Below are 20,688 nucleotides of genomic sequence, written 5' to 3'. Positions count from 1 at the left end.
CTAAAACCATGCCACCGGACAGGTTTTAGCTAGTTGTCCCTATAAGTACAATCAATATAATAAAATTGTTTATGACCTCCGGTAAAAATTGATTTTAAGAGCAGCGTTGAAATGTGTATGTTTAGCGGATGGAGGAAAGAAATTTCGCAATCAGTTACCAGTCTTTTAATGGACTCGAAGAGCTGAATGAGCAGGATAGGGCACTATGTCTACAGGCAGAGGAAGCGTTAAAAACGTCTTATTCCCCTTATTCCGGATTCAAAGTGGGAACAGCTGTAAAACTAAAAAACGGAAATCTGGTCTTGGGCAGTAACCAGGAAAATGTAGCCTACCCATCTGGATTATGCGCCGAAAGGGTAGCGTTATTTAAGATCGGTTCGGAAGATCCGGATGCCCTGATAGAAAGTATGGCAATTACCGCAAAAACTGATAACTTTGTCATCGAAAAACCCGTGACTTGTTGTGGTTCCTGCTTGCAGGTGATGGCTGAGTTTGAACAAAAACAAAAACAGGAAATTGAAGTCCTGTTCTATTGTATCAACGGGGAAATTTTAAAAGTCAAAGGGATAAAAAATCTGTTGCCTTTCGTATTTGTGGAATCGCGATTGTCAGTATAATTCCTTTTGCTACCCGGGATATCCCGTTTTAAAAAGCATGCGAATCTCTTGCTCATAAAGCTGGTTCTTAACAGGAACTGTTGGGAAGTCCTTGCTTAAAATTTCGTTTTCAACCCTTATATTTACAGCATCCAATCCATTTTTGATGAGCGACGAAATAGAAAAAAACATCAACGAAGAAAGCAAACATACCGTAATTCCTATCAACGGACTTTATGAAAACTGGTTCCTTGATTATGCTTCTTATGTGATCCTGGATCGGGCTGTACCACACATTAACGACGGTTTGAAACCAGTTCAGCGACGTATCTTGCACTCGCTGAAAGAGATGGACGACGGACGTTTCAATAAAGCAGCAAACGTGATCGGGAATACCATGAAGTATCACCCGCATGGGGATGCCTCAATTGGTGATGCCATGGTGCAAATCGGACAAAAAGATCTGCTGATCGATTGTCAGGGTAACTGGGGTGATCCAATTACCGGAGATAGCGCTGCTGCACCACGTTATATTGAAGCACGTCTTTCTAAATTTGCCAATGAAGTGGTCTTTAATGGAGATACTACGGTATGGCAGTTGAGTTATGATGGCCGTAACAATGAACCCGTTACTTTACCCGTTAAGTTTCCTTTGCTATTGGCACAAGGGGCAGAAGGTATTGCCGTTGGTTTGGCTACCAAAGTCATGCCCCACAATTTTATAGAATTGCTGGAAGCTTCTATTGAAGTATTAAAAGGTCATCGCCCAAATATATTACCCGACTTCTTTACTGGTGGTATGGCAGATTTTTCTGCATACAACGAAGGTATGCGTGGTGGTAAAATCAGGGTACGTGCTAAAATCACGGAAAAAGACAAGAAAACTTTGGTCATTTCGGAGATCCCTTTCAGTACAACTACCGGTTCTGTGATCGATAGCATCCTTTCTGCAAATGATAAAGGAAAGATCAAGATTAAGAAGATTGAAGACAATACCGCTGCGCATGTAGAGATTGTAGTGCAACTGGCGCCTGGAATTTCACCGGATGTAACCATTGATGCATTATATGCCTTTACTTCCTGCGAGGTTTCGATCTCACCAAACACCTGTATCATCAAGGGGGATAAGCCACATTTTCTAAGTGTTAATGATATTCTGATTGAGAATACAAATAACACGAAGGCTTTACTCAAACAGGAATTAGAAATTAAATTAAACGAACTTCAGGAGAAGATTTTCTTTAGCTCCTTGCTAAAAATCTTTATTCAGGAGGGAATGTATAAACACCCGGAATACGAGAACTCCAGTAATTTTGATGCGGTAGTAGAGGTATTGAACAGATTGTTTGAACCCTTTATGCCACAGTTATACAGAGCGATTTTACCGGAGGATTTTAAAAAGCTGATTGATAAACCAATGAGCAGCATTACGCGCTTCGATGTGAAGAAAGCGGATGATCAGATGAAAGCATTGGCAGACGAAATTAAAGTGGTGAAAAACCATTTGCGTCATCTAACAGACTATGCCATTGCCTGGTTCCAGCGATTACTGGATAAATACAGTAAAGGCAGGGAAAGAAAGACAGAAATCCGTTTATTTGATCGCGTAGAAGCTTCAAAGGTGGCTTTGGCCAATGTGAAGTTATACCTGAACAGAGATGAAGGTTTCATTGGTACTGGTTTACGTAAAGATGAGTTCATCGCCGATTGTTCGGATATTGATGAAGTGATCGTATTCAGGGAAGATGGAAAATGTATCATCACTAAGGTGGCTGATAAAACATTTGTAGGTAAAGGAATTTTGCATGCACAGGTGTTTAAAAAAGGCGATGAACGGACGATCTACAACATGATCTATAAAGATGGGGCAAGTGGAATTTCCTATGTGAAACGTTTCGCTGTTGTCGGCATTACCCGTGATAAAGAATATGACCTGACTAAGGGAAGTAAAGGTTCTAAAGTACTTTACTTCACTGCTAATCCTAATGGGGAAGCAGAAATTGTAACGGTCATGCTCAGACCACATACCAAATTAAAGAAATTACAATTCGACCTGGATTTCGCAGAAATTGCGATTAAAGGGCGTGGATCACAAGGAAACATTGTTTCTAAATATCCTATCAAAAAGATTTTACTGAAGAGTAAAGGGGTTTCTACATTGGCCGGATTGAAAATCTGGTATGATGAATTGTTGAGACGATTGAATGTAGATGGCAGAGGTAAATACCTTGGCGAATTTGATGGAGATGATAAAATCCTACAGGTACATAAAGATGGCTGGTACGAACTGAGTACTTTTGATCTAACCAATCACTTTGATGCAGATCTGATCCTGATCCAGAAATTCGATCCTGAAAAACCATTCGCAGTAGTTCAATATGAAGGGAAAGCGAAGAATCATTTTGTGAAACGCTTTGTGTTCGAAGCGATCGGTGTAGGAAAGAAGTTAAGCCTGATTTCTGAAGAAAATGGTTCTAAATTCCTTTACCTGACCAGTAACCCGGAAGCTACGCTGAAGGTGGATGTGCTGAAAGGTAAAACACAAACTCCGGAGACATTGGAAATTCTGCTTGCTGAATTTATAGATGTGAAAGGTATCCGTGCAAATGGAAACCGCCTGACACAGCATGATGTTCAGCATATCGAAATCTTTAATCATGAAGAGGATGAGCTGGAAGAAGTAGGAAAGGCAGATCAAAACCCTGAAGAAGAGTCGGCTGATGAAACTGAGGATTCCACATCTGATCATACGGATACTGAGGATGGCCCATCTGTAAATGAAGAAGCTGAGGAAGAATCAGAAATGACTACAAAGCCCGCTTCTGTGGAGAAACTGTTGGTAAAAGAGGATATCGACCCTTCGGATGTGGATAACTCTGTGGATAAGCTTGTGGAGAATGAAAAAAAGCAGGTCCTTAAAAAGCCGTTTAATACACCTAAGAAAGAGGTAGTTGAGGTGTCTTCTGAGGATGTGGAAAAACCAATAGAGGTGGAGGAAACACCAGAAATCGCAGAAGAGAGCAGTCCTGTAGTAGAAAAAGCAAAGCCTAAAAAAGCATGGAATGCAACGAAAGCTACGAAGGAAGAAAAACCTGCCAAGAAGATTCCTTTAGAGATTACGAATCCAGATGAGCTGGATATCGACAACAAAGGTCAGCTGGACTTATTCTAAGTCGGATCACTATAAAACACAAAGCCCTCAGAATCCTGGAATTCTGAGGGCTTTTTATTGCAATGAAAAATAACTGAAACTTAATTTTGTCTGGCTTTTTTCATCGGATTTCCGCCAATAGAGCTGCCTCTTGGCGCTTGCTGATACTTGAACAGCTCAAACCTTGAAGGCTGTACTTTCCTTGGCCAGGAGTTGTTGTTTTCATCTATATCGGCCGTTTCGCGGTATGGGTCTAACTGAACTCCGATCACTTCTTTGTCTTTGGCAAAAACTTTGGTCACCTGGTTTTCATTCTTTCTCCATACATAAGCAGGGATACGGTCTATTTCTTTAGTACCATCTTTAAAAGTCCATTCAATGATGATGGGCATCACCAATCCACCTTCATTGGAAAACTCCAGTTCATAAAAGTTCTTTTTGCTTTCATAAAGTTTTTTCTCCTCATCGGAAAGTGAACTGTAGTATTTTTGGAATTGCTCATCGCCTGTTTTAGTCAAAGCGAAACGCTCAAATTTGTTATAGAAATCCAATAAACTGGTGTCTTGTTCCACGGCAAATTTTATTCCTTCTTTTCTATTGCGCCCTCTACTGATGTTATCATTGTCTTTATCAAATGATTTTTGATTTTCCTGGTTCTCTATCTTTTGATTTTTACTATCCATTCGGTAATAACGAACATCATTTAAAGCAATATCAACCGGATCTGTGCCGAAAAACCATCCCCTCCAGAACCAATCCAGATCTACTGCGGAAGCATCTTCCATCGTGCGGAACAAATCAGCAGGTGTAGGGTGTTTAAAAGCCCATCTTTTTGCATATTCTTTAAAGGCATAATCAAACAAGGCTCTGCCCATTACCGTCTCCCTAAGGATATTTAAAGCTGTTGCAGGTTTTGCATAGGCATTTGGACCAAAGTTGATGATATTTTCAGAATTGGTCATGATCGGCTCTAACTGATCTTTAGGCATCTTCATGTAGTCCACAATCTTGTGTGCCGGACCACGTTGGGAAGGATAATTGTTATCCCATTCCTGTTCTGCCAGATATTGACAGAAAGTATTCAACCCTTCATCCATCCATGACCATTGTCGCTCGTCAGAATTCACAATCATCGGGAAGAAGTTATGGCCAACTTCATGGATGATCACACCGATCATTCCATATTTTGTGGATTCGGTATAAGTACCATCTTTGTCTGCACGACCATGGTTAAAACAGATCATTGGATATTCCATTCCATTTGCCGCTTCTACAGAAATGGCTACCGGGTAGGGATAGGGAATGGTATGTTTCGAATAGACTTTTAGTGTATGGTCAATTACTTTAGTCGAATATCTGCTGTAAATCGGATAAGCTTCCGGACCGTAGTACGACATCGACATGATTTTTTTACCATTGATATGGGTGGCCATGGCATCCCAGACTAATCTACGGGAAGATACCCAGGCGAAATCTCTCACATTTTCTGCAACATAGGTCCAGGTTTTTGTACCTGTCGCTTTTTTAGTCAAAGCAGATTTTGCTTCCTGTAAGTCTACAATTTCTACAGGAGCTTTCGCAGTCTGAGCGGCATTCCATCGTTTTAAGCTGGTGCTATTGAGTACCTGTGTATAATTCTGACATTCACCAGTGGCCCCCACAACGTGGTCGGCCGGAACAGTCATGTTTACTTTATAATTTCCAAATACCAATGCAAATTCACCTCTTCCTTCGAACTGTTTGTTTTGCCAACCCTGGTAATCAGAATAAACCGCCATTCTTGGGAACCATTGAGTGATGGTAAACAGATAATTGTCGTCCTCCGGAAAATATTCATACCCGCCTCTGCCATGAACAGTCATCCTGTTGGAAATATTGTAGGTCCAGGAGATGTTCAGTTTGTATTTTCCTTTAGGTTGCAGCACTGCAGGAAGATCTATCCTCATCATGGTATTGTTGATGGTATAGGGAAGCGCATTTCCTTTTTCATCAGTTACCTTAATGATTTTTACGCCCAGGTCGTTCGGACTATTGATGATGCCAGCCAATGTTTCATAATCCATTTTGTCAGACATCTTACTGGTTTCTGTCAGCTTGTTGTCGCTCGTGGACTTATGTTCGTTCTCATCCAGCTGCACCCATAAATAACTGAGCGGATCAGGAGAATTGTTATAATAGGTAATCGCCTCTGATCCTCGCAACTGAAGTTTGTTTTCATCAAGCGTTGCATTGATCTCATAATCTGCACGTTGTTGCCAGTAGGCCGGACCTGGTGCTCCCGAAGCAGAACGATAAGCGTTAGGATCGGAGATGATGGTTCCTAACTGTTCAAATTTATTCCCGTGGTTGGATCCCGGATTGTTCAGATATTGTGCTGAGCCATGGAAACTGATAAAGCATAAAGCAAGTAGCAGTAGATTTCTTTTCATTTGATATGATCTGTTGGTCGTCGTTTAAATAAGCCGGTTTCTTTTAAAATACAGCAGAAAACCGCTCTGCAGCCATGATAAAGGATATCCCAAATATAGCAGATGAAACAAAGAAATTCCAGTCCCAGCGCTTAATTTTAAAAACACCAGTCAGGATTGCAGAAAGGATAAGAATGCCAATCACGATGATCACCTGTCCAACTTCTAATCCAAGGTTAAAAGCCAGTAGTTCGGGAACGATATTGCTGCTTTTACCCAATAGACTCCTCAGGTAATTGGAGAATCCTAAGCCATGAATCAATCCAAAGAACAAAGCCAGGAAGTATTTTAAATTTGTGCCTCCTTTTTTAGGTCTTTTGTTTAGAATATTACCTGCTGCGGTGATCAGAATGGTTACCGGAATTAAAAATTCTATCAGTGGGCTGTGAATATTGATGAGTTTAAAAACACTTAAAGCGAGGGTAATGCTGTGGCCTACAGTGAAAGCGGTCACTAAAATCAGGACTTTCTTCCAGTCGCTGAGACCGTAAGTGACGCAAAGTACTACTACAAAAAGGATGTGGTCATATCCTTGCCAGTCTAAAATATGTTGCCAGCCTAACTGGAAATAAAGCCAAAAATCTTGCATTGTTAATTGAATTCTTAATTTTGAATTAATTATACAAACATTTTTCTAATTACGAGTCATTCCGGACACCTATGTTACATATTCTACTGATTTATCTGCTTCCTGTTTTTCATCCCTTTTACGTTAGTGTAACAGAGATTACGCAGGATCCCAAGTCGAAAACAGTTCAAATTAGTGTGCGTGTTTTCTTTGATGACTTTGAAAAATCATTGGATCACCAGTATAAGGAAAAAGTCAATATCCTTAAACCTGTGGATCGCAAAAAGCTGGATTTGCTGATTGGGGATTACATCAAAAAGCATTTGCAGTTAAAGATCAATCAGCAAGCTGTAGTTTATAAGTATCTGGGGTATGAAATAGAGGAAGATGCGGCCTGGTGTTATTTCGAAACGCAGCCATTGCCACCTATCAAAACCATCGAAATTAAAAATGATGTGCTATTTGCGGAGCATGAATCACAATCGAATATGATCCATGTAACCCTGAATGGTAAAAGGAAAAGCACTAAGCTGGACAATCCTAAAAGTATTGCAAATCTGGTGTTTTAATTGCCTTTCTGTTTTTGGCTAATTTTTTGAGTTCAATTAATGAGTTGTTGCTTCCAGGATTAATTATAGGTTAAGCGATAACTTTCGCCCTACACTTACCTTTGGTGTTTTTGTTACCCGCTTGCTATCGTTTTGCCCGGGTAATAGTTCAGCAAAACAATATTAAAAGAAGGGCAAAACAGCAGCAAAACAGGGAGCGGTTTTTTCCGGTTTTAGCTCCATGAATTCCACTGGAATTGAAGGCCTTTTACTTGTTTTTTGAAAGGATGGATGCGATTATTTTGAGGTTTCTTCTGATTTTTCTGGAAACTGATCTGGGAAATAATATTTCTTTATGGTATCATAAATCACTGGGGAGCGCGCATAAAAAAAGAGGTCTATAAAACAGACCTCTTTTTATGCTATGATTACAGCAAATCGATTATTGATATTGGATATAAATCGGTGCTGGTTTTAGTTTTAACAATTCTTCCGGAGTCATTAATCTGTTTGGTGCTTTCTTCAAATCATTTTTATAGAACAATTTAAATCCTGTAAATTGAACTGGCTCAGGGAAAATAAAGTGACGGTAAGTTCCTTTCTTAAGTTCTGGTTCACCCCATCCATCCATGTGCATTACCACCTGAACTTCCGGACGAAGCTTAATGTTTTGAGAGTTGGTAACCATTTTACGGGTGAAACGGTGTACAACAAATACTTTAGGGGGAAGGTTATTTGCTCTAACCAGTTTAGCCAGGTAATCTGAACAGTAATTGATATCAGCAGCATCATAAGTACCAATCTTCTTTCCTGGTTTGCTGCCATCTTTCATAGAGAATTCCGGATCAATACCTAAATGTACATGTGACATCTTCAGGTATTTTTCTAATCTTGGCAATTCTTTTTGGATGGTGCTTAAGCCTACCTGTATATCCAGGAATACGATTGCATTTTGCATTTTAGCAATTTTCAACACAGAGTCGATTTGTTTATCGCCCATACGGTTGATGTACATCCCATCTTTTCCTGGTGTACCGCTGGCTACAGAGGCAATATAATGCACACCTGGTTGAACAGGTGTACTTGGGTCTGCTTTTTCCCAGTGTTTTACTTCCTGATTTAAGCGGCTCCACATTTCTTTTGGTGCATATTCTCCTAAAGCACCCATTTTCTTAGAGTGAAGGTTTCCATAATAAACTACGATACGTTTAAAGGGAAGGATGGCACCGGCAAGAGGGTAAGGACCTTTTTTAACCGGCCAGGTACCGGTAGTATCGCCATTGGCCAATTTAAGCATCAGGGCATCGTATTTTGCAGTATCTACTGGTTCACGCACACTGCCTACTTCCGGTTCCGGGGTAGCAATGGTATCACCGCTTGCAGTTACTGTTTTCGTCTTATCGTTTGTTTTTTTTGCGTCAGAAGTACAGCTGATGAATACACCTAATGATGCCATTCCAATCAAAACTCTCCCTGCTAATTGAGGTATTTTCATATAAAGGTAATTGTTTTTTAAAGATAAATATTGTTACAAGTATAACAACTTTAAAGTAATAAAAAAGCAGTTTAATGTGGTAAAGGGCTATTGTTTTATCGACCTGTTAGAATTATTCTAAATAATATTTGGAATAATTCTAAATAAGTCCTTATACTTGCAGCACTATTTGAAATGATTCTAAATAATTACAAAATGAGACAATTACTGTTACTACCTCTTTTACTTTTCGTTTCCGTGATTACGGCTAATGCACAGGGAAAGGGTGGCATCATCTCAGGAACGGTCAATACAGCAGATGGCAAACCTGCAGCAAATGTGTTGATCTTTGTCAAAGGGCAAAAAAGTATTGCTTACAGTACAGATAAAGGTGACTTTAAAATCTTTGCTCCGGAAGGACCACAAATTCTGATTTTCCAATCTGTAACTAAAAAACAGGTAGAAAATCCGGTTAACGTTTTGGCCAATCAGGACCAGAAGATTGCTGCCATTAGGTTAAAAGAAAACGCCTACGAATTAAATGAGGTAGTCATTACCGGACAATACGAACCTCAATCTTTAAGAAATTCTGTTTACAATGTACGAACCATCAGTTCTGAGATGATCAGATTACGTGGGGCCACTGAATTAAAAAATATTTTAAATACTGAATTGGGAATTCGTTTCTCTACAGATCGACCTACCGGGATTACCAGTCCTGAGTTGATGGGCGTTTCTGGTGCAGGGATCAAAATCTTGCTGGATGGAGTTCCTATGATGGATCGCGGTACCGGAAAAGAAAGCACCGGACAAATTGATGTAAATACTGTAGAACGAATTGAAATAGTAGAAGGTCCAATGTCCGTGATTTATGGTACGGATGCCATGGCGGGTGTCATCAATATCATTACCAAAAGAGGCGGTCAGGATCAATTTTCAGTAACTGCAAGGGTTCAGGAAGAGACTGCTGGAAAAGAATATGATGCTTTTAGTGGTAAAGGAACGCACAATGAGTTTCTGGGCTTCAACTGGCAGAAAAAAGGATGGAATGTTGCTGCTTCCGGAAGCCGTAATAATTTTGGCGGATGGCAGGGACAAAAGACTGGCCGGGAGCAGGAATGGTTACCTAAAGACCAATGGTTGACTTCGGCAACTGCAGGATATAAGACCGGAAAATTTGATGTTTGGTATCGTTTCAATGGTGCTGACGAAAGTTTGAAATTATTAGGACCAATCAGCAATTCACCAAGAGTCTCAGATAAAGAATACATTTCCAAGCGTTGGTTTCACCAATTGCAGGGATCAGTATATGTGAACGATAAGCTCAGCATTGATGCCGCTGCGGCTTACACGGATTATAGTCGCCGGACCCTGTCTACGGATCTGGAACTGGCTACAGGAAAAGAAACTTTGTCGACAGAGTTGGGAGCGCAAGATCTGGATGAACTGGGAACGGTTTTCTTCAGAAGTACTGTTCAGTATAAAGTATTACCTCAGCTAACTTTACAACCAGGAATTGAATACAACAGGAACTCTGGTCTGGGGGGAAGAATTAGTGGCTCACCAGTGATCAATGATTACTCCTTTTTCCTTTCAACACAATGGCAACTAAATGAGGCGATCCAATTGAAACCAGGTTTCAGGTTAACTAAAAACTCGGTATACTCCGCACCCCCGATTATTCCTTCACTTCATACAAAAATCAGGTTGAATAAAGACCTCGACCTTCGTTTATCTTATGCCAGAGGTTTTAGAGCGCCGATGCTTAGAGAGCTTTATTTTTATTACAAAGATACCAATCACGACATTGCCGGTAACCTCGACCTGAAAGCGGAGTATTCCAACAGTTTCCATGGTTCATTGGCATGGGCTTTAAACAGCAGTCCTGAGCTGCGCTTCAATACCATTCTGAGTGGATTTTTCAACGACTACAAGAACAAGATAGATTTAGGATTGGTGGCCGGTACAACGAATGTAAACACCTACCTCAATATTGCAAAAAATAAAACCACCGGCGCAGAGTGGAACAATACTTTATACTGGAAAGGCTTGCAGGCCAGTTTAGGCTTTGCATATATCGGACAATACAATATGTATGCTGAGGATAAAGATTTAGGAGATACGCCAAAATTTGTATGGACACCAGAGTTGAATTCCAATATTTCCTACCTGGTTCCAAAAATCAATACCAATGTGAGTCTGTTCTACAAATTTACAGGGGAAAAATCAGCTTATGTATTATCTAGTGGTACGCAGGGTAGTACGGCCAGATTAAGTAAAGTGGCGGCTTATCATATGGCCGACCTGACTTTAAATAAAACTGTCAATAAATACCTAAGCATCAATGCCGGTGTAAGAAACCTGTTAGATGTTACCAGAGTACGCATTACAGGGGAAGAAGCCGGTGCGCATACCAATGATGGCAACAGTCCAATGGGCTATGGACGTTCCTATTTCCTGGGTTTAACCATGAACTGGGCGAAGAAGTAATCAATTATAAAATCAAAATATTATGAAAAAAGTTTTCCATTTCCTTTTTATGATCTCCATGATGGCAACGGCAGTCTCCTGCAAAAAGTCGGACCCGCCTTTGCCAGACAATACGATCAATTTTGAAGCCGCAAAGCAAGGGCTTGAAGCAGCTTCAACAGAAGCGATCATGAAAATTAATTTATCAAGAGCAGCAGATGTTGCCGTAGCGGTCACCGTAAATCTTCAGGGAAGTGGTTTGACTTACGGAACAGAATATACAACTGAACCTGTTGCAACAGCAAATGTGCTTAGCCTGAGCATTCCTGCAGGTTCAACAAGCGTTTCATTTAAAGTGAAAAAGGTAGCCAATGCTGTGATCAATGGTACGGAAAAGATCGCTTTTAACATCAGCGCTGCAGGAAGCCCTATTGTAATGGGAACGACGGTTAGCTCTGAATTGAGTTTCTCTTCGATTACTTCAACAGGCTCTCAATTGACACTAAAAGGAATTTTTGCTGCTGAGGCTGGAAGTAGTGCATTGAATAGTGTTTTCGTGGATTTAAGCAGCAACACTACAGTTAACGTAAAAAGAGATAGCTGGGTACTTGGTTTCTCTTCTGGAGCTGACTTCAGGGTAAGACTAAACAATACCAATGGAACTTCAGCAATTAAACTTGCTGCCAAAACAGATTTGAATGCAGTAACTGCAGCTGATGTAGTACTGGACGATCTGGCGATTGCTTTAGGTGTTTCGGAATCTGCAACTGACCATCCTTTTGTAAATATCGACAACGTTTATGGTGATGTGACTAAAGATGTGATTGCAAGTGTTTCAGCTACTGATGCGGACAATAAAGTATTTATTGTAAACCCTGCTGGTGGTAGCCATTCTTCAGTATTGTCCTTAGACAATCTGTTGAAAATTCGTGTATTGAGAAAAGGAGCTGGTTATACTTTACAGTATGCAAAACTGAAGGAAACTACTTTTAAAACCATTGATCTTGTTAAAGATGCAGCAAATAACTATGTGTTTGTAGACTTTACCGATGGCGCTAAAGTTGTCAATGTGGAGCCAGCAAAAGCGAAATGGGATCTGGTATGGACCTGGTCTATCTATTATGGAGCAGCAGGAGCAACCACTTATCCATATGGTTTCTCTGATATAGTTTTCTTAAACAATGTAGGTGGTGTTCAGGCGGCACAAGTAGCTACAACTACCGTTTCATTTGCCAACTATAATGAGAGCAATATTGCTGGAACTACTTTTAAAGCAGATCGCAATGTAATTGGTTCAGACTGGCGTTCTACCAGTCCGGCAACAGGAGTTAAATCTGACCGTTTCTATGTGATTAAAGACGGTTCAGGAAATGTATATAAACTGAGATTCATCTCAATGGGTGCTGGTGATGGCGGTAAACGCGGTGAGCCGGTGATTGAGTATGTACTCGTTAAGAAGGGCTAAAATTTGGTTAGTTTAGGTTGTAGGAAGCTTCCGGTGGATGCCGGAAGCTCATCCTTTTTATCCTCCTTCAAATTTTAAAGAGAAAAACATGAAATACAAACTAATTATTTTGTTCTGCGGGGTGTTGGCTTTAAGTGCCTGTAATTCTACCGCAGACAAAAATGCAAAGGATCAACAGCTGGACAGTGTCAAAATTGTTTCCCTCAATGGAACCATTTCTGAGATTGTGGCCGGCCTTGGTCTGGAGAAAAATATTGTAGGGACAGATATCACCAGTAATTATCCGGAAAGCCTGAAAAGCAAGCCTAAAATAGGACATAACCGGAGGATTAATGCAGAAGGTGTGTTATCCCTACAACCAAATATCGTAGTAGGCTTGGCGAAAGAAATGAGCCCTCAGCTGGCTACGCAATTTAAAGCGGCAGGTATCCGATTGATTCTTTTCGATCAGGAGTTTTCTGCAGAAGGGACTAAAAAACTGATTCATGCGGTGGCAGATAGTCTTCAGTATACTGCTAAAGCAGATTCTTTATCCAAGGCCTTCGAAACTCAATTGGCAGAGGCGCAGGCGCATGTCAGCAATGATAAAAAACCTAAAGTTTTGTTCATTTATGCACGTGGTACAGGAACGATGATGGTTGGCGGTACAGGTACACCAGTTGAAAAGGTGATTCAAATGGCAGGTGGTACCAATGCCATCACTGAATTTGAAGAGTACAAACCACTGACTTCTGAAGCATTGGTGAAAGCAAATCCAGATGTCTTGTTGTTGTTTGACGATGGATTGGAAAGTCTGGGTGGCGTAGCTGGTTTATTAACCGTGCAAGGTGTTGCCCAAACGAATGCTGGAAAAAATAAGAAAGTAGTGACTATGCCTGGAGAATTGCTGACCAGCTTTGGTCCGCGGTTAGGACAGGCAGTAACCACCTTAGCAGAAAAGATAAAGTGATCAGAAAAACAGGATTTATTCTTTTGAGTTTAACCATCGTTTTAATTTTAACGATGGTTATTTCGTCTTGTGTAGGAGCCGTACCGATTAGCTTTTCGGAACTGATGTCTATCATTGCCTATCATACCGGATTGTCCGGTCAACAGCATTTTCAATCCCAACAGGCAGCTGTATTTTTAAATCTTCGCTTGCCAAGGGTAGTGTTGGGCGTATTGATTGGTGCCGCATTGGGAATTTCCGGAGCAGGCATTCAGGGACTTTTTAGAAACCCATTGGCAGAACCTGGATTGATTGGTATTTCTTCTGGTGCTACTTTGTTTGCCGTGGTGATGATTGTACTGGAAACAAAAATATTTAAACAATTAACCGGATTGCTTGGCTTTTATGCCTTGTCGGTTGCTGCATTTATTGGTGCTGCATTAACCACGATGTTGGTTTATCGCATTGCGATGAGAAACGGAAAAACCATCATTACCACTTTATTGTTAGGTGGGATAGCGATCAATGCCCTGGCTGGTGCATTTACAGGTCTTTTAACTTATATGGCGACCGACGATCAGCTTCGTAACATTACTTTCTGGAGTCTGGGAAGTTTAGGAGGGGCAAGCTGGCCAACGGTATGGGCACTATTGCCTTTTGTATTGATTCCGGTGATGGGTTTACCTTTTCTGTCTAAATCGCTAAATGCACTGGCATTGGGTGAAGCGCAGGCGATGCACATGGGCGTAAATGTAAAAGTGGTCAAATTGCTGGTGATTGGTTTGGCTACGATGGCAGTTGGTGCTTCAGTCGCAGTGGCAGGAATCATTGCCTTTATCGGGTTGATCATTCCACATATTTTAAGGATGATGTTTACTGCGGATCATCGTCTGGTTATTCCGGGTTCGGCATTGCTGGGTGCAGCTTTGTTGACGCTGGCAGATTTAATTGCAAGAACAGTTGTGGCACCTGCAGAATTGCCAATAGGTATATTAACTGCGATGATTGGTGCGCCTATATTTATTTATATCATCATTTCGGAAAGAAATAAAACCAACCCATAAATGATTAAGGTAAGAGAGCTGAGTTTTAAGGTAGGGGAGAAAAGGTTATTGGATAACCTAAGCTTTGACGCACATAGGGGCGAGTTACTGGCGATATTAGGGGCCAATGGTGCAGGAAAGAGCACATTGATGAAATTGCTTTGTCGCGAAATACGCCCTTCTTCCGGTACGATTACCATCAATGATAAAGCCTTAACTGCTTATCGTCTGGAAGATCTGGCAAAGACACGTGCCGTGTTATCTCAGCACAATACCTTGTCGGTTTCTTTTCAGGTGAAAGAGCTGGTGTTAATGGGACGCTATCCACATTTTAAGCAAAAACCAACCGAAGAAGATTTTAGAATTGTGGGGGAGGCAATGGAAGAAACCGGGATTACTCACCTGGCTTCCAGAGATTACAATACGCTGTCCGGGGGGGAGCAGCAAAGGGTACAGCTGGCCAGGGTGATCGCACAAATTTACGATAGCCCAAATGCCTGTTTGTTTCTCGATGAGCCGACTAACGGATTGGATTTACTGTACCAGCAACAGATTATGGAGCTGGCCAGGAAACTGGCAGACCGTGGTTATTGTGTGGTTTGTATATTACATGATATCAATTTTGCCTCCCGTTTTGCGGACCGCATCATGATGCTGAAGCAGGGAAAAAAGGTAGCCGAAGGCCTGCCGATAGAAGTCATCAATTGTGAAAATATACACGAAACCTTCAGTATTAAAGTGAAACTGATGGAATGTGAAGGTTATAACTGTCCGCTGGTAGTACCAGCAACAATATTAAAGTAAGAATTATGGAAAAGACATTAGATTTAAAACAGCAATGGGAAGCTTTCAAAGTAGAGCAGCCAAAACTTAGAATCAGAGATGCAGCCAGAGCGCTTGGTACTGCAGAAGCAGCATTGGTAGCTACTACAGTAGGGGATACTGCAGTCCGTTTAAAGGATGAGTTTCCTGAAATTCTTCAGGCTGTAGAAGCTTTGGGAAAAGTAATGGCTTTGACACGTAACGACAATTGTGTTCATGAGCGCAAGGGAGTATATAAGAAAGTAACTTTCCGTGGTTCAATGGGTTTGGCGGTAAATCCGGATATTGATCTGCGGTTATTCATGAGCCAGTGGGCTTTCGGCTTTGCCGTAAATGAAAACAATAGAAAAAGTCTGCAGTTCTTTGGTAAAGACGGGGAAGCGGTACATAAGGTTTACCTGACCGAGGATAGTTCGGAATCAGCTTATGAAGAATTGGTTGCCAGATATACTGCTGAAAATCAAAATACTCCGCTGGAGTTGATTGCGCAAAAACCTGCGGCTGAAGAGATTCCTGATACAGAAGTGGAAGTAGAGCGCTTCCAAAAAGCATGGTTGGCTTTAGAAGATACGCATGATTTTCATGGCCTTTTAAAAGACTATGGACTGACCAGAACTCAGGCGCTTCGTTTAGCACCTGAAGGCCATGCTTTCTCGATCACATTGGATTCTTTGAAAGCCATTTTGCATAAAGCATCAGAAACTGATTTGCAGGTTATGGTATTTACCGGCAGTGCGGGATGTATTCAAATCCATACTGGTCTAGTGAAGAAATTAGTAGAAACAGGTCCATGGTTCAATGTACTTGATCCGGATTTCAATATGCATTTAAGAATGGATGCGATTGCTTCGATCTGGTTGGTGAAGAAACCAACAAAAGATGGTATTGTAACCAGTATTGAGGTATTTGATGATAAAGGCGAGATTATCGTTCAGTTTTTTGGAAAACGTAAACCAGGTATTCCAGAAGATGAAAACTGGAGGTTCATCGCCAATGAATTGGCTGTAGTCAGCTAAAGAACTATCCCGCGGCTCCTTAGGTTGCTTGGGTTTAGGTGTGTTTTGAAGCGTCGGATTAGGCCCCGACGCTTTGTTTTTTTGTAGCTGTGTGTTGCTTATTTACCGAAATGGTTAAACTTTCCGAAAACACCCAATGGCAATTTAACACCAGAGGTAGCCTGTAAGAACAATTCTCCGGTCTCCAGGTTCTGAACCTGAGGGAATGAAGTTTTGATCAGGTTTTCTACAATGACAGAAGAAAATCCTAAAGAGTAAGTGTTTAAGATTAAGAAGTGTTCTTCTTCATCCAATAATTGCACTACATCCTGCATCATTTCCTGAATATGGTCTTCCAGCTTCCATTTTTCCCCATTTGGCCCATGACCAAATGCTGGTGGATCTAAAATGATACCATTGTATTTTTTACCGCGTTTCAGTTCTCTTTTTACAAACTTCAAGGCATCTTCCACTACCCAACGTACGTCTTTAAGGTTGGAAAGCTCCTGGTTTTCGTTGGCCCAGTTCACTACCTGTTTAATAGAATCTACGTGAGTGGTATCTGCACCTGCCGCTTTTGCGATCAATGATGCTGCACCGGTATAGGCAAAAAGGTTGAGTACTTTTGGTACTGGTGTTTTAAATTTTTTAACGCAGGAAGAGATATAATCCCAGTTTACTGCCTGCTCAGGAAATACACCTACATGTTTGAAAGAAGTTAAACCTAAACGCAGGTTAATGCTTACTTCCTCATTTTTGTAGTTCACATTCCAGCGGTCCGGCAAGTGCGCAGAGGTTTTCATCCATTCGCCGGTAGTTGCCGATCGACCTTTAAATCTGATGTGGGCTAATTTTTTCCATTCCTGCTCAGACATCATCTTTTTCCATACAGCCTGAGGTTCAGGTCTGCATAAAATCAGGTTTCCAAAGCGTTCTAATTTTTCAAAATCACCACAATCAATCAACTCGTAATCTTTCCAGTGTGTGGGTGTTAACAGGCTTATCATAAAAATATGGGTATTAAAATTTGTCTTTTGCAGCTTTCATGAAACGGCTGGCAAAAACAAAATCATTTAGTTCTTGAATGTCAGTATGGGCGATCTCTTTGTTGGATCCTTCCCAGAATTTTTTTCCTTCATGTAAGAATAGGATATAATCTCCAATTCCCATTACGGAATTCATATCGTGTGTCACTACGATGGTGGTGGTATTGTATTCTTCAGTAAGTTCTTTAATCAGCTCATCGATCACGATGGATGTTTTAGGATCCAGACCGGAGTTGGGTTCATCTACGAACAGGTATTTAGGATTCATGGCAATGGCACGCGCAATACCTACACGTTTTTTCATTCCTCCGGAAAGTTCCGCAGGGAATAAGGCATTTTTACCGGTAAGGTTTACTCTTTCGAGGCAGAAGTTGACGCGATCCAGTTTTTCTTTTCGTTGCTGGTCGGTGAACATATTCAAAGGAAACATAATGTTTTCTTCTACAGTCATGGAGTCGAAAAGTGCTGAACCCTGGAAAAGCATGCCGATTTCTTTTCTGATCTCAATCTTTTCCTCAAAGTTCATGCTGGTGAACTCACGTCCATCATATTCTACACTTCCTTTTTCAGGATGGTGCAGGCCAATCATACACTTTAATAAGGTGGTTTTTCCAGAACCGGAACCTCCGATGATCAGGTTGGTTACTCCAGGTTTAAAGACGCCTGAAATCCCTTTTAAAACTTCATTGCTACCGAATGATTTATATATGTCTTTGATTTCGATCATAGTAATAACTGGGTTACGATGTAATCACATGCCAGAATGGTAATACAGCTGACCACTACTGCTCTGGTACTTGCCTGAGCCACTTCCAATGCGCCTCCTTTTACGTAGAATCCTTCATAAGCCGGAACTGAAGTAATGATGAAACCGAATACAAAAGCTTTAACAAGGGCTACTGTGATGGTGTAAGGATTGAAGTCGGTGGTAATCCCCTGAACATATTCAGCTGCTGAAACCGCTCCTGATAATGTTCCTCCGATAAATCCACCGCCAATACTCAATACCATAGAAATGATCACCAGTAGCGGAACCATAGTGATTCCTGCAAGAATTTTTGGTAAGATCAGGTATCCTGGAGAGTTGATGCCCATAATTTCCAGCGCGTCGATCTGCTCGCTCACACGCATCGTTCCTATCTCTGAAGAAATGGCTGAGCCGATTTTTCCAGCCAGTACAATTGCAGTAATTGTTGGACTTAATTCCAGAATACTGGAGTCTCTGTTTACAGAGCCAATAATGGTTTTAGGGATGAAATCACTCACCAGCTGAAAGGCAATTTGTAAGGTCATTACCGCTCCAATAAAGGTGGAAATGATGGAAATCAGACCGAGTGAACCTACGCCGATGAAGTCCATTTGCTTGAAAATGGCCTTCATATATATGCTCATTTTCTCAGGCTTTCTGAATACGGCCTTTAATAAGAGTATGTATCTGCCAAAATTGGTGAAATTCATTTAATGAAAAATTAGCTATGGTAATAATGCAATATTACTACAAAGAAACAACAAAAATTGTTGGGTCATTGCTTTATTTATTAAATAAATATTTCGTTTACTGCTCGTTTAGTGCTGGTTTTAGTATGGATATGCGTGTATACTATAGGGCATTTTATGTAATATTGCTGACAAATTTATAGGAGATGAATGCTGTAATTACAGGAGCCACCAAGGGAATTGGGAAGGCTATTGCCATTAAGCTGGCTGAAAAGGGGTATAATATTGCTGTTTGCGCAAGAAATGCAGTTGAACTTGAGGCTTTTAAAGCAGAGCTAAGTGCCAGCGGTGTTTTCGTTTTTACCTATGCCGCCGATTTGGGGCAAAAAGAAGAAGTGCTTGCTTTTTGTGAGGCGGTAAACGATGTTTTTTCCAGTATCGATGTTTTAGTGAACAATGCAGGGGTGTTTTTGCCAGGTTCCATGTTTGATGAAACAGACGATGTGTTTGAGAAACAGTTGGATTTGAACCTTCTGGCACCTTATTATCTTTCTAAATACTTTGGTAAAATCATGCGTAATCAGCAATCAGGGCATATTTTTAACATCTGTTCTATTGCCAGTAAAGAAATCGTACCAAATGCAGGAAGTTATAGTGTAACTAAATCAGCCTTGCTTAGTCTTAATGATGTATGCCGGGAGGAGTTATCGAAATACAATGTTAAAGTAACCGCAATTTTGCCAGGTTCAACTTTAACCGCTTCATGGGAAGGGACAACAATCCCTGCAGAGCGTTTTGTACAACCAGATGATATTGCCCATACGATACATACCATTTTAAGTTTAAGTACCGGTGTGAATGTTGACGAAGTGACCTTAAAACCGTTACAGTTTTAAAGAAAAAAATAAATAAGAAAAGGAGGATATAATTATGGACAAGCGATTATTTAGAAATGAGCACGATAAAGTAATAGCAGGTGTTTCATCGGGAATTGCAGAGTATATGGAGGTGGATGTAACTATAATCAGATTATTGTTTGTGCTTTCTACGATCTTTTTGGTAGGTACAGGGGTACTGGTTTACATCGTGATGTGGATTATTGTTCCTGTAAATAATGATCCGACGGTGAGGTTCTCCAAATTCAACGACTATTTCAAAGGACAGCAAAATAACCCTTTTGCTAAACCAGGTGACTTTTCTCAGTCGCAATCACAGGCACCGCCAAAAGCAGCACCTGCTGATTCCTGGACCAGCTGGAATGCTTCCAGTAAAACTGAGGACGCATTTAAAGGAATGCCTACTATGGAGGAGTTCAGAAAACCTTTCAAATCAAACAATGAAACGGGCAGGACAGTAGGTGGTTTATTCCTGTTGGTGATCGGAATTTATTTCCTGATGAATGAATTTAACATCATTCCATTCTGGTTCAGCTTGCATAAACTCTGGCCTTTGGTATTTGTAGCAATCGGAGCGAGTTTCATTATGAAGGGCAAGAATAAAACCGCCTGGGATAAATGGAAAGAGGAGCAGGGAGCTGGTTTTGGTGGAAGTTCCTCCAATCCGGTTAATCCAGGGCCTGATGCAGCAACAACTGATAGCAGCGACACTGCAACACCTGGCGGGGATAACGCAGGAACTGAGCCACCTGCAGACGACAGGTTTACCAAACACAGTTAAT

17 protein-coding genes are annotated in these 20,688 nt (G+C 40.9%); 11 read left to right on the top strand and 6 right to left on the bottom strand.

Features of this window, described 5'->3' with window-relative positions; genetic code table 11:
* Positions 1-128: 128 nt before the first annotated feature.
* Both R2Q94_RS11650 and R2Q94_RS11645 read left to right on the top strand, forming a co-directional pair.
* Positions 129-617 (top strand): cytidine deaminase, encoded by a 489-nt coding sequence (locus tag R2Q94_RS11650; protein ID WP_316821636.1) that lies wholly within the window; start codon positions 129-131, stop codon positions 615-617.
* 145 nt (positions 618-762) lie between these two features.
* Positions 763-3,768 (top strand): DNA gyrase/topoisomerase IV subunit A, encoded by a 3,006-nt coding sequence (locus tag R2Q94_RS11645; protein ID WP_316821635.1) that lies wholly within the window; start codon positions 763-765, stop codon positions 3,766-3,768.
* A gap of 80 nt (positions 3,769-3,848) precedes the next feature.
* Here R2Q94_RS11645 and R2Q94_RS11640 read toward each other — a convergent pair whose 3' ends face one another.
* Positions 3,849-6,176 (bottom strand): M1 family metallopeptidase, encoded by a 2,328-nt coding sequence (locus R2Q94_RS11640; RefSeq protein WP_316821634.1) that lies wholly within the window; start codon positions 6,174-6,176, stop codon positions 3,849-3,851.
* A 43-nt stretch (positions 6,177-6,219) separates the two neighbouring features.
* Entirely contained in the window at positions 6,220-6,804 is a 585-nt protein-coding gene (locus R2Q94_RS11635; RefSeq protein WP_316821633.1) for a HupE/UreJ family protein, read from the bottom strand.
* Positions 6,805-6,875: 71 nt separating this feature from the next.
* Between R2Q94_RS11635 and R2Q94_RS11630 the strand changes: the two genes are divergently transcribed.
* The gene (locus R2Q94_RS11630; RefSeq protein ID WP_316821632.1) at positions 6,876-7,352 is read left to right on the top strand and encodes a DUF6702 family protein; all 477 of its coding nucleotides are present in this window, start codon (positions 6,876-6,878) and stop codon (positions 7,350-7,352) included.
* 421 nt (positions 7,353-7,773) lie between these two features.
* Here R2Q94_RS11630 and R2Q94_RS11625 read toward each other — a convergent pair whose 3' ends face one another.
* Positions 7,774-8,826, bottom strand: a complete 1,053-nt coding sequence (locus tag R2Q94_RS11625; RefSeq protein ID WP_316821631.1) for a hypothetical protein — start codon at positions 8,824-8,826, stop codon at positions 7,774-7,776.
* 195 nt (positions 8,827-9,021) lie between these two features.
* Between R2Q94_RS11625 and R2Q94_RS11620 the strand changes: the two genes are divergently transcribed.
* The 6 genes from R2Q94_RS11620 (at position 9,022) to R2Q94_RS11595 (ending at position 16,548) form a co-directional block, all read left to right on the top strand.
* Positions 9,022-11,295, top strand: coding sequence for a TonB-dependent receptor (locus tag R2Q94_RS11620; RefSeq protein ID WP_316821630.1), 2,274 nt, complete (start codon positions 9,022-9,024; stop codon positions 11,293-11,295).
* Positions 11,296-11,317: 22 nt separating this feature from the next.
* Positions 11,318-12,739, top strand: coding sequence for an HmuY family protein (locus tag R2Q94_RS11615; RefSeq protein WP_316821629.1), 1,422 nt, complete (start codon positions 11,318-11,320; stop codon positions 12,737-12,739).
* An 88-nt stretch (positions 12,740-12,827) separates the two neighbouring features.
* Positions 12,828-13,688, top strand: a complete 861-nt coding sequence (locus R2Q94_RS11610; RefSeq protein ID WP_316821628.1) for a hemin ABC transporter substrate-binding protein — start codon at positions 12,828-12,830, stop codon at positions 13,686-13,688.
* A 53-nt stretch (positions 13,689-13,741) separates the two neighbouring features.
* Positions 13,742-14,731 (top strand): iron ABC transporter permease, encoded by a 990-nt coding sequence (locus R2Q94_RS11605; RefSeq protein WP_316821627.1) that lies wholly within the window; start codon positions 13,742-13,744, stop codon positions 14,729-14,731.
* Complete coding sequence (locus tag R2Q94_RS11600; protein ID WP_316821626.1) at positions 14,732-15,514, top strand: heme ABC transporter ATP-binding protein; 783 nt, start codon at positions 14,732-14,734, stop codon at positions 15,512-15,514.
* A 5-nt stretch (positions 15,515-15,519) separates the two neighbouring features.
* Positions 15,520-16,548, top strand: coding sequence for a hemin-degrading factor (locus R2Q94_RS11595; RefSeq protein WP_316821625.1), 1,029 nt, complete (start codon positions 15,520-15,522; stop codon positions 16,546-16,548).
* Positions 16,549-16,646: 98 nt separating this feature from the next.
* Here R2Q94_RS11595 and R2Q94_RS11590 read toward each other — a convergent pair whose 3' ends face one another.
* The 3 genes from R2Q94_RS11590 to R2Q94_RS11580 are packed head-to-tail and all read right to left on the bottom strand — an operon-like array spanning position 16,647 to position 19,031.
* Positions 16,647-17,534: a class I SAM-dependent methyltransferase gene (locus R2Q94_RS11590; protein WP_316821624.1), complete on the bottom strand. Its 888-nt coding sequence runs from the start codon at positions 17,532-17,534 to the stop codon at positions 16,647-16,649.
* A gap of 13 nt (positions 17,535-17,547) precedes the next feature.
* Positions 17,548-18,300 carry an ABC transporter ATP-binding protein gene (locus R2Q94_RS11585; protein ID WP_316821623.1) on the bottom strand — a complete coding sequence of 251 codons (753 nt, stop codon included), beginning with the start codon at positions 18,298-18,300 and terminating at the stop codon, positions 17,548-17,550.
* A complete protein-coding gene (locus R2Q94_RS11580) occupies positions 18,297-19,031 on the bottom strand; it encodes an ABC transporter permease (protein ID WP_316821622.1) in 735 nt (244 codons plus the stop codon). The genes R2Q94_RS11585 and R2Q94_RS11580 overlap by 4 nt, the downstream gene beginning before the upstream one ends.
* 185 nt (positions 19,032-19,216) lie before the next feature.
* Between R2Q94_RS11580 and R2Q94_RS11575 the strand changes: the two genes are divergently transcribed.
* On the top strand, positions 19,217-19,906 hold the full coding sequence (locus R2Q94_RS11575; protein WP_316821621.1) for an SDR family oxidoreductase: 690 nt from the start codon (positions 19,217-19,219) through the stop codon (positions 19,904-19,906).
* 34 nt (positions 19,907-19,940) lie between these two features.
* Positions 19,941-20,687, top strand: coding sequence for a PspC domain-containing protein (locus R2Q94_RS11570; protein WP_316821620.1), 747 nt, complete (start codon positions 19,941-19,943; stop codon positions 20,685-20,687).
* Position 20,688 lies beyond the last annotated feature (1 nt).

Source organism: Pedobacter gandavensis, assembly GCF_032678465.1.
Taxonomy (GTDB): Bacteria; Bacteroidota; Bacteroidia; order Sphingobacteriales; family Sphingobacteriaceae; genus Pedobacter; species Pedobacter gandavensis_B.
This window is presented reverse-complemented; position numbering and strand designations above follow the sequence as displayed.

What these genes read in the sequence shown, in the direction of transcription:
- R2Q94_RS11650 (WP_316821636.1), top strand. Translation starts at nt 129, where the DNA reads ATGGAGGAAAGAAATTTCGCAATCAGTTACCAGTCTTTTAATGGACTC.
- R2Q94_RS11645 (WP_316821635.1), top strand. Translation starts at nt 763, where the DNA reads ATGAGCGACGAAATAGAAAAAAACATCAACGAAGAAAGCAAACATACC.
- R2Q94_RS11640 (WP_316821634.1), bottom strand. Translation starts at nt 6,176, where the DNA reads ATGAAAAGAAATCTACTGCTACTTGCTTTATGCTTTATCAGTTTCCAT.
- R2Q94_RS11635 (WP_316821633.1), bottom strand. Translation starts at nt 6,804, where the DNA reads ATGCAAGATTTTTGGCTTTATTTCCAGTTAGGCTGGCAACATATTTTA.
- R2Q94_RS11630 (WP_316821632.1), top strand. Translation starts at nt 6,876, where the DNA reads ATGTTACATATTCTACTGATTTATCTGCTTCCTGTTTTTCATCCCTTT.
- R2Q94_RS11625 (WP_316821631.1), bottom strand. Translation starts at nt 8,826, where the DNA reads ATGAAAATACCTCAATTAGCAGGGAGAGTTTTGATTGGAATGGCATCA.
- R2Q94_RS11620 (WP_316821630.1), top strand. Translation starts at nt 9,022, where the DNA reads ATGAGACAATTACTGTTACTACCTCTTTTACTTTTCGTTTCCGTGATT.
- R2Q94_RS11615 (WP_316821629.1), top strand. Translation starts at nt 11,318, where the DNA reads ATGAAAAAAGTTTTCCATTTCCTTTTTATGATCTCCATGATGGCAACG.
- R2Q94_RS11610 (WP_316821628.1), top strand. Translation starts at nt 12,828, where the DNA reads ATGAAATACAAACTAATTATTTTGTTCTGCGGGGTGTTGGCTTTAAGT.
- R2Q94_RS11605 (WP_316821627.1), top strand. Translation starts at nt 13,742, where the DNA reads ATGGTTATTTCGTCTTGTGTAGGAGCCGTACCGATTAGCTTTTCGGAA.
- R2Q94_RS11600 (WP_316821626.1), top strand. Translation starts at nt 14,732, where the DNA reads ATGATTAAGGTAAGAGAGCTGAGTTTTAAGGTAGGGGAGAAAAGGTTA.
- R2Q94_RS11595 (WP_316821625.1), top strand. Translation starts at nt 15,520, where the DNA reads ATGGAAAAGACATTAGATTTAAAACAGCAATGGGAAGCTTTCAAAGTA.
- R2Q94_RS11590 (WP_316821624.1), bottom strand. Translation starts at nt 17,534, where the DNA reads ATGATAAGCCTGTTAACACCCACACACTGGAAAGATTACGAGTTGATT.
- R2Q94_RS11585 (WP_316821623.1), bottom strand. Translation starts at nt 18,300, where the DNA reads ATGATCGAAATCAAAGACATATATAAATCATTCGGTAGCAATGAAGTT.
- R2Q94_RS11580 (WP_316821622.1), bottom strand. Translation starts at nt 19,031, where the DNA reads ATGAATTTCACCAATTTTGGCAGATACATACTCTTATTAAAGGCCGTA.
- R2Q94_RS11575 (WP_316821621.1), top strand. Translation starts at nt 19,217, where the DNA reads ATGAATGCTGTAATTACAGGAGCCACCAAGGGAATTGGGAAGGCTATT.
- R2Q94_RS11570 (WP_316821620.1), top strand. Translation starts at nt 19,941, where the DNA reads ATGGACAAGCGATTATTTAGAAATGAGCACGATAAAGTAATAGCAGGT.